Below are 18,525 nucleotides of genomic sequence, written 5' to 3' on the forward strand. Positions count from 1 at the left end.
ATGGGCAGTCTTGCGGCTTCCAGAGCGGCGCTGAGCGGCTGGCTGGAGAGCAGTTTCATCACCGGGCAGACGGCGGTGTTACCGCTCTCCGCGCGAAGTCCACGCCGAGTACAAGAAGTTGCGGATCGCCGCCTGACATAGACAATCAGCCGCCAGCCGGAAGCCATGAGGCTCCTCACTCACATGGGCCCGCGATCGTGTTCCTGGAACCGATGTACCTCGATCGTCAGACGTTCGCGTTTGCGGGCGTCGCTGTGGGGGCCAGTTTGAACACCGTTCCCTCCAGGTATTCCTTCGGCCCTCCCGGCTCGGCCCATGGTGTCTTTGCGTGCCACATGTTCAGCAGGGTCCGGCCTGCCTCAATGGCGTCCCGGGCACCGATGATGGCGTTGAACGAGGTGATGTCCTCGATGCGTGGCAGATCGCCGGCCGGTTTGTCATACCTGTCGTGTTCCTCGGCGTCTTGTCCGCGGTAGCAGTGGAAGTTCTCGATCTCGCCGTAGCGGCCGTAGGTGCCGGGCTTGAACGCGTCGTTCCGGTCCGGCAGGAGGTCCTCCGGGTTGAGCAATGTTCGCTTGACGTGCCCGCGGGCGTAGGAGTCCTGCACGAGGTGGAGCAGCGAGCCGATCGCGCGTCGTCCCAGGTCGACGGAGGCACAGGCGCTGTCGAGGGTGAGCAGGTGGCGGAGGGTCTCGGTGCCCTTGGGGCGGGTCGAGTCGTCGAAGTACCGGGCGAGCGCGTACGAGTAGGAGGTGTCCTCGGCGGCGACGTTCGACGCGATGGGGACGGCCGCCAGCTGTTCGGTGCCCGAGAGGCCCTCACGGATGGACAGCCGGTACATCACCTCGGCCCAGAGCATGATCTGGGCGAGGGTGTCTTCCGGCCGTTCGCCGGCGCGCTGAGCCATGGCGTGCAGGAACTGCAGGTCGAAGTAGTGCGAGCGGCCTGTGAGGTTGGTGCGGTCGTTGGCCGACGCCCGGCCGGCCGCCTTGAAGGCGAAGGCCCAGGAGATCCCGCTGCTGAAGTTCCAGTTGTTCTCCACGTCCTCGTCGAACATCAGGATCGCGGGGTCGTCGTTCCAGATGACGCCGCGGCAGAACTCGTTGGTCGCCTGGTCGGCGCCCACCTTCACGCCAGAAGGTACCGGAACGTCAGAGCGGGACAGCGCCGAGAGGGTCACCGTCTCGTGGATGGGTTCGTGGATGTTGAACGGGCCTTGGAGCTGGAAACCCTCCGCCACATCGCGTCGCTCGATGAAGTGCACGACCTGCGCCCGCAGGCGGACGTCGGGGCCGGTTTTCCGGACAACGTCCTCGTAGTCCCGGACGAACGCGGCGAACTCCATGGTCGCCTCGCTGCCGGTGTCTGGGTCGACGAAGGTGAAGTAGGTGCCGGAGCCGTCCTCGGTGCCGGTCCCGGAGATCCGGACCAGAACCTTGGCGTGCGGCGAAAACTGCGATCTGGGCGTTCCGTCTGTGGTCAGCCAGAGGGGACCGTAGGTCTTCAGCCAGTCTACGTACTGCCCCAGCCGGTAGCTCTCCGGCGGCTCGGCGACCATCCGGAGCCGCAGGACGAAGTCGTCCTTGTCCTGTGCGAGTAGGCCGGTGTCGGCAAAGTAGAGGTCCCGGTACTTCCGTCCGGCGGCGGTCACCACGGGAAGGGGGTCAAGGACCCGTTTGTCCCTCCAGCCGACCATGATCGCCGCGGTCACCGCCCAGCAGTCATTTTCCCTGCGCTGCCGCAGGTGGGGAACGGTTCCCTGCACCTCGGCCAGCACCCGGGACGAGGATGCGCCACGGATCGTCACCGACTCGCTGTTGCCGGAGCTGTCGAGCCGACTGGCCGTGACGTCCTTGCCCTGGGCCACGGCCTGGACGGCTGCCTGGCTGAGCGGAGTGGCCGTCGTCTGTCCCTCCGCCTCGGCCTCGGCCCTGCGGCCCGTCCCGCCGTCGATCTGCTGGCGCAGATGGTCCTTGACGAGCAGACCGTGGTCCTCCTGGCTGATCGCTCCCGAACTCCTGGCGGCGGTGATCGAATCCATGATCCGGCCGCTGTTTTGGGTGTTGTGGCGCTGCGTCGCCATCTCTTTGGCCATCTCGGCGAAGGCCTTGACGTTCTCCTGGTTCGATAGGTAAGTCCTGATGGCGTTCTGTTGGTTGGCATCGAGCCCGGTGATGTCCCTGAACACCCCGCTGTTCGCGAGCAGTTCGGACAGTCCGGCGAGTCCGGCGCCCGGTGCGGGCGCCGCGGGAGTGCTCTGGACGTTGACCATCGGGGCGGCGAAGTCCCGGAAGGAGGCCTTCCATTCGTCCAGGGTGGGGGTGGGCAGCGTGACCGGTGTGATCGCGGGCGCCTCGTCGAGGCCGAACCGGCTCCAGTCCTGCAGCCGGTCGGTCTCGATCTTCTCGCAGGCGTTGCACACCCCCTGGACCGCCTCGGTGAACACTCCCCGCGTCGGGACGCTGACCCGGTACGGCTCAACAGGGGTGAGCGGCTGGTAGTGGTCCAGCAGCGAGATCACCGCCGCGTCGCCGTCCGCGGCGGCTCGGACGAAGGAGCCGCTGACGCGGTACCCGGGGGCCACCGGTAGGACCAGTGAGTTGCCGGCGACGGTGACGACCTCGTTCTTCACCACGGACGCGAGGCTGCGCAGGCCAGCCGGTCCCGGTACGGGAGTGCCGTCGGCGTGGAACACCTGGATGCTGAACCCGTCCAGCAGCATGTAACGCCGGTCTGGGTCGAGCCGGACCCAGAGCAGCTTGTTGTAGTGCTCCAGATTGTTGTTCAGGTGCTCGACGAGTGCGGCGGCCAGATAGCGGTCCTCCCTGCGCGGGTTGCGTTTCTCGTCGGGGCGCAGGGGGATGTCGAGCTGAACCCCGTCCAGCAGGTCGTTCCGCAGTCCGCCGGCGTACAGGGGCCCCCGGTAGTGAGCGGTGGCATAGTCCAGCCGCACGTTCTCCACGTTCAGAGTGACGTAGCCGCGCAGCGCCCGGGCGCTGGCGCTGGTGACGTTGAGGTGGAGCTGGTCGGGGAGTTGGTTGCGGCGCTTGCTCGTTGTCCCCGAGAGGGTGACCTCGATCAGTCGCTCGCCGCCGGTGTAGCGGCTCGACGCGGTGGTGTCGACGGCGAATTCGCCCAGCCGCACGCTGTTGATGATCCTGTCGAAGACCAGCGGGGCAATGTCGTTGTGGAAGATGTCGTCCCACTCCGAGAGCAGTCGGCCGCGGAAGTAGTACGTGAGCATGTCGAGCACGTCGCCGTATCCGAGGAGGCGGGCGTACAGTTCCCAGTGCTCGCGGTCGCGCTGCCCGTCCTGGAAGAAGTCCAAACCTGACACGGTGATGGTCACCCCGTTGGCGGTGATGCTCACGGGGTCGAAGTTCTTGACCCGCATGCACCGGGCGGGCGGCACGCTCTCGTAGTTGGCGTCGAGGGTCATGAACGCGTCGAACACGGCCTTCCTGCCTTCGACCTGGGCCGTCTTGTACTCGATGTTGCTTCCGGGTGGTCCGGTGAACAGGAGGGACAGGCCGCCGGTCAGGCCCGCGGCCACGGAGTCGACCCACGCGGACTTGAGCGTCGCCGGCACGTCCACCCGGTCGGTGACCACCGTCTTGGCGATTACCGGGAAGGTCTTGATCCGGTCGTAGCGTGTCTTCGGGCGGGGCAGGGCGACCCGCAGCTGCAGGCGGCCGGTCAGGAAGCGGATTGGTTCTTCGTCATAGGAGGAGGACGGGAAGTCCACGTTGGCGTAGCTGGTGCGCAGCCGTTGGACGGCGTCGAAGGCGGGCAGCAGCGGGTGTTGACGTCGGCTGGGAGTGGTGAGGCCCGTGGACGGCTGAAGGTAGGTGTCCGACGGCATGGGCAGCAGGGCGGGGGCGAGCACGTCCCGCCACGCGGCGATGTTCTCCACGGAGAAGCGGGCCAGCAGCAGGGGCACGAAGACGCACTCCTCCACGGCGGCGAGTTCGTGGAAGATGGCGTAGTGCCGCAGTACTTCGAAGTACATCATGGTGAGGCTGTGGCAGTGGTTGTGGTTGGCGACCGCTTCACTGGTGACGCCGTACCGCTGGCTCTGCTGGACGCTGGTGACGACGGAGGCGTTGAGCTGCCGGTATCCCTCAGCGTTCTGCATAATCGACTGCCGTAGCCGCTCGCTGAAGAACTGGGCCACGTCGCGTGATCCGTGCTGGCCAGCCTCGCTGCTCGCCTGGGACGTTCCGCCGGCAACGCCGATGACGGCACCGCCCGAGCCGCCGTACGTGCCGGTGCCGGCGGAACCTTGGCCTGCGGCTCCGAAGCCGTAGCTGACGCCGGAGGTGTCGGCGCGGGAGGTGCCACGCAGCGACTCGGCGATGCCGCCGGCCAGCGTGCTGGTCACGTCGCGTTCGTTCACCAGCCCCATGGCCAGTCCCTCGTCCTGGCCCACCTGCTGGGACTCAGCGCCGCTGAGGGTCCTCGACGCCTCGAAGACCACGATCTCCTTCTTCTGCCCCGGGGCCAGTGGGAGGGAGTAGACCAGGTCGCCGAGGGAGTACCCGTCGGCCTTGAACAGCACCTTGTAGTGCAGGATATGCCCGGTGGCGACACTGACCGCCTGGGAGAACTCGGCGTGGAGGTCGGCCGGCTGCGCGGGGGCGGCCTGCGGCCGGGGCAGGCGCGGGAACGACGGAATGTGCGGCCACTGCAGGGAGGCCGGTGCGGTTAGGGAGCCCTGAGAGGCCGCCCACCAGTGGGGGAACGAGACCGGGCCCGTGATGGCTGGCGAGTCCGGGGTCTCCGGCGCGTTCTGCCACTCGATGGGGTTGTGCAGCCCCACCGGCTGGCGGGTGCGGGTCGTGGTGGCACCGGTCAGCTCGTAGTGGACCGAGGTGCCGACGGTGTCGACGGCTTGGCCGACGAGCGGTTCGAGGGTCTCGGCCGCGCCTATGGTCTGCGCCGCCTCGGTCGGAAAGGCGAAGCCGTCCGCGGCCGCCCGGTCACGGGTCGCCCGCAGGGTGGAGATGAGGGAGGCGAGGTGCTCCCGGGCGGCGGTGAGGACGGTCAGGGTGATCGGCGGGCCGTCGGCGGTGAAGGCGGCGTGGACGGCCAGGACGTGCGATTGCGCGGCTTCGACGGCCTTCAGCACGGTGAGCGCCGCCGGCCCCGTGTTCAGCTCGACGCTCCGCCGCGCCGCGAGGAGGGAGGCGGCAGCCCGGGTTTGCAGGGCAGCGGCGCCAGCGGCCAGTGCGGCGACCTGTGAGACGTCCACGGCGGCGAGTCCGGTCTGCTTCCTGGTGAGGCGGCAGGTTGCGACGTCCGGATCCGAGGTGCGTATGACGGCCTGGAAGGCGAACTCGTTGATGGTGCGGTTGGGCGTCGACAGGCTGACGCACGAGCCGCCGATGTCCTGGGAGTAGGTGTCGGAGCCGATCAGGTCGGAATGGTCGGGTAGCCGACGGGGGCTCTCCGAAGTGCCGCAGCCGCAGTCGTCGCCCGCGCAGGGACCGTCCGTCGTATAGGGGTTGCGGACCTGGAGGTACAGGAAGTCGGTGGAGATGGTCCGGTCGCCCTCGGAAGCGACGATCGGGATGTCGCCAGGTTCGTCCGGCGCGACCGAGCAGACGGCTTGGGCCTGCGTGTGGGTGCCGTAGGGGTAGGACATGGTGAAGTTGCCCGCGCCGTCCGCCTTGGCCGCGCCCACGACCCGCCAGGGCTGATCGGCGGCGCTCCTCGCCCGCACCAGCACTAGCACGTCTTTGACGGCGCAGTTCTTGTTCAGGACCACGACCCGGCCGCGCAGCCGCAGGTTGGCGTCACGGGGCGGGGAGTCGGGCCGGGCCAGTGTGGTCGGTGTCTGGACCGGGACGGTGGCGCGCAGCCCCGCCAGGGCGGGATCGTCCGGCGGCAGGCTCCGGCTCCACAGCGTGGAGCCGTCCAGGCCACGCACGCTCACGCGCACGTCGGCCAGCACGGCGCTGACGTAGAACGGCCTGCTGTCGGCGAGGTCGAACGGGGCGGAGCGGTCGGTCACCACCACATCCGGATCAAACCGGAACCGGCGTGCCCGGGGGCGGCCCTCGGTGTCGGTCCACTCGGCGGAGATGTCGAAGGGGGCAAAGTCCTGCGCGGAGACGGTGCTGTCCGTGGAGCCGGCGATGGTCAGGGTGCCGGCGATGGTCAGTGTCTTCGGTTCGGGAACCGTCAGCGGGTTGTCGACGAGGGAATCGTGCGTCCGCCGGATGGTGCTCACCAGCCGGTCGGCGTCACGCACCGAGGACTGGGCCCGCAGCAGCGCGGTGATCTTCTCGGCATCGGCGTCGGCGAAGCCGGGGATGTCCTCCACCAGTTGCGTCAGGTACGACAGCAGCTCCAGCAGGGGAAGGCCCTCACCGTGGACGGCAAGTTTCTCGCGAAGCGCCAGGAACCTCGTTTTGTTGACGAGGAAGTAGGTCGTCCTCGGCTGAAAACCGTGGGGGCGCTGGGGGCCCTCCCGGTCGGCATCGGGAGTGAGCTTCGGCAGCATCAACACGTCGAAGGCCTGTTCGCCCAGCCACTGTCCGTCGAGCGAGCGGTACCGCACCTGGACCGGGAGCGTGAGCGCGTCGGTGTCGCCCGCAGTGATCGCGGCACGGAAGAACCGCGCGGCCGCGGTGACCGAGTCGTCGGTAGGACCGGTCAGGACGGTCTCGGGGAGGCCGACCTGGTACCGATTTCGATCGGCGAGGTGGACGAAGGACACCGATTGCGGGGCGCCGCCGGGGGTCCGTGTCGCCTCGCCGTTGGCTCCGGTGGTGAAGAGCGTGGTGGGCACCTCGACTATGACGTCCACTGGGGTGGACTCCGCGGCGCCGCCGTCATGGGAGATGCTCTGCCGAAGGATGATCAATGTCCCGTCCCCTCTGGTCCGGTTTCCCGGGCGTCGGCCCGATACCGGTGGGACAAGGTTCTTTTTACGGATTGAAGTTGACAAGCAGGGCTGATGCGAAGCAGCCCGACAATACGTCTGCGTGTGTAGCCGCTGTGTCGTCCCCTGACGGGCTCACCCCGAGCGGTGGCTAGGGCGGTCGTCAGCGGGTCCTGGCGCGATTTCCGTGAAGTCGATCACGCTGCTCGCGTGTGGGACACGGCATGTGAGCGTCAGAAGGCAGCGACGAACAGACGCTCTTTCTCAGCAGAGGCCTTCGAGCGGGGGCACCTGTTCCACACGGGAGTTAAGCGGTTTGTCGGCCGCGTACAGCCGGGCAAGTTGAGGTGCATGTCCGCAACTGCGGACGGCACGCGGCCGCATGAACCCCCCTCCCGTGGTTCATGCGGCCAACATGCACTTATCCGAGGGGTGGAGCCTGCGTTGGCGCCTGAAGGCAACTGCCCTGGCAGTGCTTGGCCAACCGAATGAGCGAAGGGGGAGACTTCCCCACCAGCGTTCCTCGGCAATGGCTACCGAATGGCTACGGCGAGGGGCAGGCCAAGCTCAGCGGTGAAGTCGAGTTCGGCGCGCGCTTCGTGCTGCCGCCCTCAACCACACTCAAGGAAGCCGCCGGGGTGCTCAGCAGGGTGGCCGTGATCGGGTCACGGATGGCACAGCACACGGCTCAGCCGCAAGCCAAGGAGACTGTGATTGGGTTGCTCGACGGAAAATCTGATAACGGCGACGCAGGGGTGGACGGATAGATGACGGGCGACTTCGGACCCGACCGCTTGCGGCAGCTCTTCGGCGACCCGAACGGGGACGGGGTCTACCTTGTCGGCGTCGTGGAGTTCTCAGACGATGCGAGCGAGGACCAGTGGTCGTACGTCGGGAACACTCAGATGGGCACCCTGGAGTCAGTTGCCAGCAGGCTCGGCTATGAGCGGCGTGACATCACGATTTCGGAGCCTTACCGAGAGCCTGGCCGTGGGGTGCTGCCGGACGGCACAGAGCTGGCGGTCACGTCGATTACCGTGCGAGGGAGTGCATCCTGGCGTCGGAGTAGCCGGGAGCCAACTCCGGAGGAACGGCTCCGGTGGGCAGGGCATCCAGTGCCACCGCCACCTCCGGCCGAGGAGGAGCAGCCCGCAACGGTCCTCGCCATCGCCGAATACGAGGATGATCTCGGCCTCTGAGTGATGCGGCCGCACCGAACGCTGAGGGGTGCATCCGGCGCGGCCGGTATCACCTGCGGACGTTCCGTTTCACTTCATCGCGCACCGCGCGAACGGAGCGAATTGCGGTGATCATCTTCTGGGCGAGCGCCGGGATTTGGTCGAAGAGGTGTCCGAGAACGGTGAAACCTCCCACGACCGCCACCGTGGCGACAGTCACCCAACCCGCGAGTTCCATGCAGCTCCTTTCGAGAGAGATCGGCGAAGGCACCGGGGCACCGCCCCGATCCCCCTCGTTCAGAGGAGCACCCGCTCTGGTGCCTTAGCAGCACCGATCTCTTCCGTGAACTACACGACTTTTAGGCTGAGTTGAGCATAGCTGGCCTGGCAGGTTCTGTCCTTAGAGCCCGGAAGGTGGGACGGGTTTATGCTCTCAACTGAAGAGATCGAAGCCCTCGGCCCGACCTGGGCATGCGGGCCCAACGGTTCATGGAAGCTCCCAGAGCGGACACTCGGGTGGCAGATCCCCGCCTCTCCCCTGGGGGCTGAACCCCTGAGCTGGGATGTCCGCCAAAACGGACCGAGCCCACCTCCGGGGCGGCAGGGTGCCGACACCCTCTACGGCAACGTCAGAACGGACACTCATTGGGGCAACAGCGGCGGTGACGTCCTACGCGGCGGCGCGGACCGCCGACAAGTTGTACGGCGGCCCGGGCCGGAACGCCGTCCGCCAGGACTGACAACAGCGGCGGCGTCAGCCCCTTTTTTTTCCGGTGGCAGGCTGAGCCGACGGCTCGCCACGTGCTTGACTGCACCGACGAATGACGCCCACATGTTGGTTTTGCGGCAGTTGGGCCAGACTGGTGGTCCCGACCGGTGGACACAGCAGCAGGCTCGCCCCGACACAAGGAGACCTACGGATGGCTCAGGCGTCGCGCCCCTCGATGCGGCAGCTGATCCAGCAGCGCAGACGCGCCGGTTTCGTCGGCCGGGGTGCCGAACGGGCCGCGTTCCGGGCCAACTTCGACCTGTCGCCCGACGACGAACGCCACCGCTTCTGGTTCCATGTGCACGGCAATTCGGGGGTCGGGAAGACCTTCCTCGTAAGGGAGTTGGAGCAGCAGGCCAAGGAATGCGGCGCGCTCACCGCGCACGTCGACGAGAGCGTCGGCAGCGTCCCGGAGGCGCTGTTGGTGATGTGCCGTCAGTTCGCTGCCCAGGGGCGGCGGTTCAAGGAGCTGGAGCGGCTGCTCGCGGCCCATCGCGAGCGGCGGCACGAGGCCGAGTCCGCCGTCGCCAGCCTCGAAGGTCTGGAGCCGCAGTCCGGCAGCCCCTCCACCGGCAGTCTCACGGCCGCCCGGATCGGGCTTGCCGGCGCCGGACTCATCCCGGTCGTCGGGTCGTTCGCCGCTGCCCTCGACGCCGAACGCATCGCCCAGGGCGCCGACCGACTGCGCAACCAGGACGACGTCCAGCTCGTCCTCGCGCCCGAGCGCGTCCTCACCCCGGTGCTGCTCGCCGAGCTGGACGGCATCTGCGCGGCCGTGCCCTGGATCGTCCTGTTCCTCGACACGTACGAGCGCACCGGGCCGTTCCTCGACGGCTGGCTGCACGACATCATGACCACCGACCACTACGGCGACCTCTCCTTCCCCGCCAACCTCGTCCTCGTCACCGCAGGTCAGCGGCCCTTCGACACCGGGCGCTGGGGCGGCTTCGCCGACTTCGTCACCGAGGTCCCGCTCGGGCCGTTCACGGAGGCCGAGGCGCGTGGACTGCTCGCCGACAAGGGGGTGACGGCCGAGCCGGTCGTCGAGGAGGTGCTGCGGCTCACCGGCGGGCTGCCGGTGCTGGTCTCCACCCTCGCCGAGGCCCGGCCCACCGATCCCGACGACGTCGGCGACCCGAGCGCGACCGCCGTCGGACGGTTCCTGAAGTGGGAGACCGATCCCGTACGCCAGGCCGCCGCCCTCGCCTGTGCGCTGCCCCAGCGCCTGGACGCGGATGTGTTCCGCGCCGCTGTCGACTGCGAGGAGGGTCAACTCGACTCGCTGTTCGGGTGGTTGAGGTCGCTGCCGTTCGTCAGCGAGCGGGGTGACCGGATCCAATACCACGATGTCGTCCGCGCCCCGATGCTCCGCCTCCAGCGGCGTCGCTCCCCGCGCGGCTGGGCCGAGCGGCACACCCGGCTCGCCGAGACCTTCTCCGGCTGGCGCGTTGAGGCCGAAGTGCCCTTCTCCGCAGACAAGTTGTGGGCGGCGGAGGAGTGGCGGGAGCTGCGGCTCGCCGAGTCGTACCACCTGCTGTGCGCGTCCCCTCGTACCGCGCTGCCCGTCGTGCTGCGCGATGTCGTCGACGCCTGTGATCAGGGGGAGGTCGTCGCCCGGCGGTGGGCGCGGGTGCTCGTGGAAGCGGGTGACGACAACGAGGCGCTGGTGGTGGGCAGTTGGGGGCGTGCTCTGCTCGAAGCCCTTGACGCGGACGGGAACGGGGGCGGCGGGGAAGACGGGGGCGTGCTCGGTGCGCTCGCGTTGCTGCTCAACCGGGCCGGGCTCGACGCTCGCGGGCAGGCCGTGGCGCGCATGGTGCGTGGGCGTGAGCTGCGCATCGGGAGGGAGTACGCGAAGGCCCTCGGCGCTGAAGACGTGGCGCTCGCTGCATCCACGGCAGTGTCGCGTTGCCAAGCCCGTCTGACGCTCCTGGACGACCGTCCCCGTGCTGGGGCCCCTGTTCGCCTGACCGTGGAGTTGGTGGCCGAGCCCTCGCATCCCTGGGCCCGCCCGGGCAACCGGCCTTCGCTGGATATCGTGGCGGTGCCATTGAGTAGTGCGGAGGTTGCACCGGCCACGATGCTGTACGGCCCTGGCAGCGCCGAGGCCGCGCAGTTCCGCGTCACGGCCACGGAGCCCGGTACGCACACGATCCGGTTCACCTTTCTGCACCACGACACCGGCGTCGCCCTGCATCAGGTGGAGACGGACCTGGACATCGCAGGTCCCGTGCCCACCGAGACGGGGCAGAGATGGGCAGCGCCGCGCAAAGGGAGGTCCTGACCCGGTGCCCCGTGAATTGACCACCCGCGTCGTTCAGGACCCCAGCGACGGATTCCGCTTCCTGCCGCATCTGGAGACGACGGAGCCTCCCGATCTTCGCGTGAGTTTTGACGTCCTCGGCGGCGGCCGGATCCGGGCTCGTATGTCGGGCACGTCTGTTCCGGCGCTCGTGGGCACCGAGCACAAGGCCGACCTGATAGCCCGGCCTGACGAGGCCCTCGGCGCGGCGGCCCGGCTCCGCGCTCGCTGGAATTCACAGTTTGTCGACTTCCAGCCGGTCGACGACCGAGCCCGGGACCTGCGAAAACGCCAGCGTCCCTACGCGGTGGCGGCAGATCTCAGCGGTGAACCGGAGGACGAGCTGCGCGAGGCGGTAGCCGATCTGGCCCGCATCGGTGAGTCCCTGCTGTTCGACACCCTGCTGCGCGGAGACGACGATCGGATCAAGGCGTTCCGCACCTTTCTCCACTCAGCCTTGTCCAAAGAGGGACTACGAGTGCGGTTCGACTCCGATCTTCAGCTTCCCTGGCCGATGCTCTGCGTCAGCGAGGAATCCACCGCGTCCGACACACCCCTCGGCGCACTCTTCGCGCGATTCCTCGGCCATAGGCATCAGGTCGAGCACACGGGCGATGCCTATGCGTGGATCGGACCGCCCCGTACGGCACAGCAGAAGCCTGTCGTCAGCCTGAACCACGACGCCAACCTGGGCCGGACAACCCGGGCTGACGAGGTCGCGAAGGCGCTGGCGGAAGGCACGGCGTGCACCGTGCGTACGAAATACAAAGAATTGGTCCGCGACTTCGAAAAGCCGGATCTGGACGAGCAGTTGATGTACTTCTGGTGCCACGGCGAGTTCATGGCCAACGAGCCCGAACCCCACGTCCTGGTCATCAGACTCACGGATGCCCACCCCTTCGACGGCCTTACCGTACGTGAGCTGCGGGCAAGCCACCGCAACAGTTGTTTCCGACCGCTCGTCCTGCTCAACGCCTGCCAAGCCGGAATCTCCGGGGCGAGCGCGGACCGCGCCTTCCTGGGGCGCATGCTCATCGAGCATGGCGCGCAGGGCGTGCTCGGGCCGCATATCGCGATGCCACAGGCGTTCGCTGCTGAGTACGCACTTGAGTTCGTCAGGCGATACCTGCGCGGCGAGTCGACCGCCGGCAGGATCGCGCACGAGCTGGCCCGGCACTTCGCGGCCCGGTACCGCAACCCGCTGGGCTTCGCCTATGGGCTGCACGGCGGCATGGACTCCCGCCTGGAACTGACAAGCGGAGGCGGCGCGTGAGCCCTGCCGCTGCGGTCGTCGAGGCCGTTGACCTGGACGAGAGCGGCTGGCTGCTAGATGCGAGTTTGGGGAACCCGGTGCCTGCCCACCGGCTGCGCCACTACTTCGCGGAGCGCCTGGCCCCGCCTGCCTGGGCGACGGACATCTTCGTTTACGTGCACGGCTGGCAGACGTCCCCCAGGTCCGCTCACCGCACGGCCGAGCGGCTGCTCACTCTGGCGCACGGAAACCTGGAAGCAGCCCCGGACAGGTATCCGGCCCTGGCGGCCGGGGGCTTCAACCCGTGGTGTGTGGTGGTGCGCTGGCCGTCGTCCAGCCCGATCACACCTACCGGCTACCGCAGGATCCGGGACCGGGCGCACGCAATGGGAGCGCGTGACGGCGACGGACACGCCGCGCACATCCTGGGCCGGCTGCTCGGCTATTTGGACGCGGAGCGCGCCGCCCCCGGGGCGGCACCGGTACTGGCCAACCGCGATGGGCAGTACCTCCACCTCGTCGGACACTCCTTCGGCTGCCGGTTCCTGTGTGAGGCGGTGCAGTGGGCGGCAGACGACCAGCGCGAGGACACACTTGGCTGGAGCGCGGCAGGCCGTTCGCCGAATCGCCCGTTCACAGTCGACAGCATGCTGCTGTTCCAGATGGCCGCACGGCGTGACGCGTTCCTCTCGCTCTTCCCGCGCATCCTGCCGAGCGACCAGCACGATGGTGCCCCCCTGAGGGGCCCCATCGTCGCCACCTACTCCCGCCACGATCGGGCAACAGGGTTCTGGCACCTCCGGGCCGAGCACCAGCTCGGCATCGGGCACTCCGGGATCGGGCCGGCACCCGCGCCCATGTTCACCACGCGCCTGCTGTCCCTCGACGAGCGGTATCCACTCCCCACACTCGACCACCACTTTGTCAACGTCGACGCCTCCGACGTGTACGTCCGCGGACGCCGCTTCAGCCCGGCCGGTGCCCACTCCGACCACGTGCGCCCGGAGTCGTCCCACCTGTTGCTGAGTCTTGCGGACTACTCGCGCTGACTGCCCGCGCTGGTCAGGATGTGTGCACCCCGCGATCGTCTACAGGGCCCACCCTCGTCGTGTTGCTATGTGATGTGTGCGCGCGGTCGAGCAGACGTGCGGGGTGTCGGCGAGTGCAGGAGTCCGACATGACCGCCTCGCCGAGCCTGGCCGAACTCGGTCGGAGGGCCGGCGCGAGCGAGCGGACCCTGTCCAGGGCTGTTTTGCGACGAGCTGGGGATGGGCTACACGGCCTGGCGCACACAGCTCCGCCTGCACCGGGCGGTCATGCTCCTCGCCGAGGGACGGACCATCACGCAGGCGGCGGCCGCGGTCTGCGGGTTCTCCTCGCCCAGCGCCTTCGTCAGCGCGTTCAGGGCCGCCTTCGGACGGACTCCCGGGTCGTTGTACAGACAGCCGGCACGCCGCGAACGACGACCATCCCGCCCCCGAGGGCCACTCCGGACGAGGTGCGTCGATGCGGAAAATCAGGACCTCTACGGCCATCCGAACCAGAGCTCCGGGGTGCGATTCCGTTCGTCTACGAGGCTTCCATCAACTCTGCGTTTAAAGAGTGGTGACCCGGTGGAGTGCGCAAGCGATTGGTGATACCTCGCATGTGGCACCCCTGTGAACAGGCAAAACGCCGCGTCACCACCTGTGCACTATTCATGGCACTCCCACCGCTGGATCGCTGCTGGCGAGAAACGAGCGTCCCCAGCCTTCCGTCTGGTTCCAGTAGACGCGGACCCCGAATCGGCCGATGTGGAGGTGGCCGTCGCTCCTCCATGGGATGGGAACCCCGGGCGCTGACCAGGCGTGACGGCCCACACCGCGCGGATCACTGTGGGACCGTGCTGTTCGGGCGGCGACGCCGAGCTCCTTGCGAGTGCGGTGGACGAACTCGCGGACGGTCGGCTCGCGCCGCCACGGGGCCAGGGCCGCGTTGAACAGCCGCACCTCGCCTGGCAACGAGGGTCCGGGCGAGGACTCTTCTACGATCAAGCGCATGGGACTTCACCCCGTGGCGCCAACTGCTGCTGAAGCATGTTCGATGGCGCTCTCCCCGGACTGCAATCCCGTCAGGGTGTTCCTGATCGGTGATGCGACAGATCCGCATGTCAGCACCGTCCTCGCGCGGCTTCCGAAGCAGGGCACCGTGGTCATCGATGCGGCTACGCTGCCCTCCGCGCTCTACCGCCTGAGCCCGGAGGAAGGCACATTCATCGACTTGGCCGGCGAACAAGTCCGCTTGTCACCGCAAGTGGTTGCTCGCGGTTGGATCAGGCGCTTGGCTCCCGCTGGGTGGGATGCAGGAACCATGCTGGGCAGTCGGGCCGCTGCTCGTCTTGCCGCTCGTATGACGGTGCTGGCCGCTCTGCTTCGTGATGCCCGTATCTCGTGGATGTGCGGAGTGGACGCGTTGTTCGCTGCCGAGAACAAGCTCGTGCAGTACAGGGCTGCTCAGATGGCCGGGCTGCGTGTCCCGGAGACCTTCATTTGTGCGGACCCGGCGTACTTGGCGGCCGAGCTCGGTGAGCCCTTCGTCATCAAACCGCTCGGCCCCGGCAACTTCACCACTGGTGACGGCCGCGACCAGGTCGTGCACACTCAGGCCGTGACCGCCCGGGACCTGGCGGGGGTCGATCTGCTCGGCGCGCCCTTCCTCGCGCAGAAGCTGCTCACTGCCCGAATGCATCTGCGGATCGTCACCGTCGACGGACACGCCTGGACTGCCGAACTCGATGCTGCCGAATTGCCCCTCGACTGGCGCCAGGCCGCCCGTGCCCACCGGTCCTTCGTACCCTCCGCCCGCTGGGAGAGCGTTGAACGAGACGCCATGCGCCTGGCCCAAGATCTGCAGACCGGTTTCACCTGTCAGGACTGGATCGTGGAAGATGCCGGACCTGCCTTCGTGGACCTCAATCCCGGTGGCCAGTGGCTCTTCCTGCCCGACGACATGACTTCACAGATTGCTGACTCTCTGGCCAGCTGGCTGCGGGGCGCCTGATGCCCGTTATCAGAGGACGATTCGCCGAAGCCCGGCTCTACCTCGTCTACTGCGTGGCCCTCCTGCATCCCGGGCACACCATGCCTACGTTTGCTGAGCCCGAACCCTATACCAGGAACGTGCCGCCCCTGAGTGATGAGGAACTCGGACTTCTGATAGAGGAAGGCCGTCGCCAGATCGATCGGCAGATGGCTGACCTCGATCGCATCCGCAACCGAGCGGGCGTCCTCGCCACAGTCGCTCTTGCACTCATCGCAGCTGTTATAGGGAAGTTCGCCGACGTGCTGGAACAGCACTGGTCTCTCATCGCGCTATGGGCCGCCTCGTGCGCAATGGCAGTCTTCTCAGTCGCCGGCGCCGCGTCGGTCCTTTCTGCGCGGGCGGTCCTGGGCCGCACCGATACGCGGCTTGCCGCTCAAGGAACTCGGCCGATGCGAGCGAGCCTTGCGGAGGCATACGTCGGAACGGTGAGCATCGGGGAGGAAACAGTCAGGACGTTCCTGACGGTGTTCCGCGACGCGGTTACGCTGGCAGTCGCGGCCGCGCTTGCATTTTTCATCGTGCTGGGGGGCATCGCACTCAACGAGCACGGCACGAAAAGAACAGATGAAACGGAACAAAAATGCCTGATCTCTACGACCTGTTCGGCGCCCCCGTCCCCGAGGTAATGTCTCCGACTCCGCAGCCGCCCAGGCCAGGAACGGTGCTCACTCACTCAGTTGAAACGATCGACAACGACCGGGCTGGCATGCTGCTTGGCGCTGTGAGCATCTGACGGACTCGCGCGCCCCGGAGCGGGAGGAGGACTCCGCACGTGAGTTCTACGTCGCCTCGAAAGACGGTTCAGTTGTGCTCTGAGCCGACTTGCTCACAGCCGGCCGCGTACCGGACCCGTTCACGCCAATCCTGGTGCGACGACCACATCACGGCGATGCTGCGTGCTGGCGGTCTGGAACCCCTGGAGCCGTTCACCAAGCCGACTGCGTGGCGTCTGACGCGCTGCCTGGCGTGTGGGGTCGAGGCGCATTACCGGTTCGAGTACACCCTCGAGAAGAACGCGCTCGGGGAAGCGACGTGCCGGGCCTGCTACTGGCGACATTGGGCGGAGGAGGACCGGCGCCTCAAGGGGGCGTACGCGAACTTGATACCGGTGCCGACAGCGGAGGCGCGCGAGCACGCCGAGAAGAACGGCTACGACTACTTCGGGCCGCTCACGGAACCATCACTGTCTGAGGACCCGCACCACGTGCGATGCCGGTACTGCGAACGACTGAGTGCCGAGCGACTGGGCGACATCGGGTTCGGGTGCAGGTGCCAGACCAACCCCAGGCGCGACCGGCAGACCTCCACCACAGCCGCGGCGAGGCAGGCGAAGAAGCGTGACCTGCTCAAGGACTCGGGCCTGCCCGTCGTCGACTGGTGGGATCACGAGAGCAACGAGACCGCGGATTGGGAAACCGTCACGGTCAAGGCCCGCCGCGAGGTGTCCTGGCGCTGCCCGGACTGCGGGTTGCGGTTCACCAAGCGGGTCCTGGACATGGTCGGCGCTCGCGAATGCCCCGAGTGCGAACCGAAGCGGCGCGCGGCGTGGGAAGCGGAGTACGAGCGCTACAAGGTGATGCCGGTTGCCGACATCCCCGAGTTGCTGGCGGCCTGGGCGGATGACGACGACCCCCGTACCGTGACAGTCGCCGGTCACGGTTCCGAGCATCGCTTTCGCTGCCCACAAGGACATCATCCGCGGCTGTCACCGCACACGTACCTGACGGCCGGCTGCCCTTCCTGCCATGGTCAGGACACACATGATGAACGGCTTGCGGCTGTCGAGACGGATCCGTCGGCGTTCAGTCTCGCCGCGGAGATCGCCTCACAGTGGCACCCGTCCAAGAACGGCAGCATCCAAGTCACATCCGTGTCTCCCGGCTCCCGCAAGAGCGTGTGGTGGCAGGACCCGAACTGCGGCCACGAGTGGCAGGAAACGCCGACTCAACGCGACAAGGGCCAGCGCCTTCGGTGCCCCGAATGTCGCACGATCCTGGACTCGCTCGCCTACCACTTCCCGGACCTGGCAGCCGAATGGTCCCCGTTGAATCCGTGCTCCGCATGGCAGGTACGCCCGAGCGGGCAGACATCCTTCATACCCGCCTGGATCTGCCCCACGAACGCCGATCACGTCTGGCGCGCCTCGCTGGCGTCCCGGACCGGCGGCAGCGGCTGCCCCGAGTGCAGGGAACACGGGAAGTCGCAGGTAGAACTCGATCACCACGCCGCCTCCGAACGCGCCTTCGGCGGGGCCGCGTCCGGCCGATCGGTGCGGCACGACGCGTTCGCCCGACGCTCGCACTGGCTCGTCGACATCACCGTCGAGCTCACCACCGGCCGGACCCTCGTCATCGAGTACGACGGCTCCTACTGGCACGCGGACAAGTACGAGGTCGACATCGAGAAGTCCCGGGACCTCCTCGCCGCCGGATACCTCGTGGCCCGGCTGCGTGAACACCCTCTGACCCCACTGCCGATCGACGATCCAACCTATGCCGAGTTCGTCGTCCACTCAGCAGCGCCCACACCGGACGCCACCATCGAACAGGTCAAGCAGTGGGCATTTGCCGCGCAAAGGCGCGGCGTCGTGTGAGTCGGGCTGCCGCTTGCCTGACCGCCAGGCAAGTGGCCCAAGCGATCAACCGGCGCTCGGCCCACAGCCTCCGCGCCCGGTGCTCAGGCGTCCCGCCCGGCGTCCTGGTAGGTGACGACCCAGGACGCGAGCAGGCACAGGCCGTCATGGAGGGGGTTCCCTGCTCGGCGGTCTACACGATTCAGGCCAGGCTGAGCGTGGGCCGAGCAGACGCCCGTCTGCAGACGCAGGCGTTCTGGCCGCTCGCGATGTACCTGCTCAACGGCACACCCTGTTCGTCCTCGTCGGACTTGAGGCGCAGGCGGCCGACCGCGGCCTGTCCGGTACGGACCTGACCGGCGCACTCGTCACGGTGACCGTGGTCTCGGTGACGCTCGCCGTGCTCCGCTTCACGTTCCTGACCGCCTCGACCTACACCATCCGGCTCCTGGACCGGCGCCCCCAGCAACTCGAACGCCGCATGG

At 67.8% G+C, this 18,525-nt stretch carries 11 protein-coding genes; 9 read left to right on the forward strand and 2 right to left on the reverse strand.

Going from position 1 to position 18,525, the window contains the following annotated elements; genetic code table 11:
• Positions 1–226 precede the first annotated feature (226 nt).
• A complete protein-coding gene (locus tag OG787_RS11780) occupies positions 227–6,868 on the reverse strand; it encodes a papain-like cysteine protease family protein (RefSeq protein WP_405535119.1) in 6,642 nt (2,213 codons plus the stop codon).
• Between the two features lie 494 nt (positions 6,869–7,362).
• On the opposite strand from OG787_RS11780, the gene OG787_RS11785 reads away from it, so the two are divergent.
• Both OG787_RS11785 and OG787_RS11790 read left to right on the forward strand, forming a co-directional pair.
• Positions 7,363–7,653, forward strand: a complete 291-nt coding sequence (locus OG787_RS11785; RefSeq protein WP_405535120.1) for a hypothetical protein — start codon at positions 7,363–7,365, stop codon at positions 7,651–7,653.
• A complete protein-coding gene (locus OG787_RS11790) occupies positions 7,654–8,085 on the forward strand; it encodes a hypothetical protein (RefSeq protein WP_405535121.1) in 432 nt (143 codons plus the stop codon).
• Positions 8,086–8,134: 49 nt separating this feature from the next.
• Here the strand turns inward: OG787_RS11790 and OG787_RS11795 are convergent, their stop codons facing one another.
• The gene (locus OG787_RS11795; protein ID WP_405535122.1) at positions 8,135–8,302 is read right to left on the reverse strand and encodes a hypothetical protein; all 168 of its coding nucleotides are present in this window, start codon (positions 8,300–8,302) and stop codon (positions 8,135–8,137) included.
• 682 nt (positions 8,303–8,984) lie between these two features.
• On the opposite strand from OG787_RS11795, the gene OG787_RS11800 reads away from it, so the two are divergent.
• From OG787_RS11800 to OG787_RS11830, 7 genes are all read left to right on the forward strand, one after another.
• Positions 8,985–11,117 carry an ATP-binding protein gene (locus OG787_RS11800; RefSeq protein ID WP_405535123.1) on the forward strand — a complete coding sequence of 711 codons (2,133 nt, stop codon included), beginning with the start codon at positions 8,985–8,987 and terminating at the stop codon, positions 11,115–11,117.
• 4 nt (positions 11,118–11,121) lie between these two features.
• Complete coding sequence (locus tag OG787_RS11805) at positions 11,122–12,408, forward strand: CHAT domain-containing protein (RefSeq protein WP_405535124.1); 1,287 nt, start codon at positions 11,122–11,124, stop codon at positions 12,406–12,408.
• Positions 12,405–13,436: a hypothetical protein gene (locus OG787_RS11810; RefSeq protein ID WP_405535125.1), complete on the forward strand. Its 1,032-nt coding sequence runs from the start codon at positions 12,405–12,407 to the stop codon at positions 13,434–13,436. Before OG787_RS11805 ends, OG787_RS11810 begins: the two co-directional genes overlap by 4 nt.
• Before the next feature lie 219 nt (positions 13,437–13,655).
• Entirely contained in the window at positions 13,656–14,024 is a 369-nt protein-coding gene (locus OG787_RS11815; RefSeq protein WP_405535126.1) for a helix-turn-helix domain-containing protein, read from the forward strand.
• 400 nt (positions 14,025–14,424) lie between these two features.
• Positions 14,425–15,426 carry a RimK family alpha-L-glutamate ligase gene (locus tag OG787_RS11820; protein ID WP_405535127.1) on the forward strand — a complete coding sequence of 334 codons (1,002 nt, stop codon included), beginning with the start codon at positions 14,425–14,427 and terminating at the stop codon, positions 15,424–15,426.
• Entirely contained in the window at positions 15,426–16,094 is a 669-nt protein-coding gene (locus OG787_RS11825) for a hypothetical protein (protein ID WP_405535128.1), read from the forward strand. Before OG787_RS11820 ends, OG787_RS11825 begins: the two co-directional genes overlap by 1 nt.
• A 263-nt stretch (positions 16,095–16,357) precedes the next feature.
• Entirely contained in the window at positions 16,358–18,061 is a 1,704-nt protein-coding gene (locus OG787_RS11830) for a zinc-ribbon domain-containing protein (protein WP_405535129.1), read from the forward strand.
• Positions 18,062–18,525: the final 464 nt, after the last annotated feature.

This window comes from Streptomyces sp. NBC_00075, from assembly GCF_045041225.1.
Lineage (GTDB): Bacteria > Actinomycetota > Actinomycetes > Streptomycetales > Streptomycetaceae > Streptomyces > Streptomyces adonidis.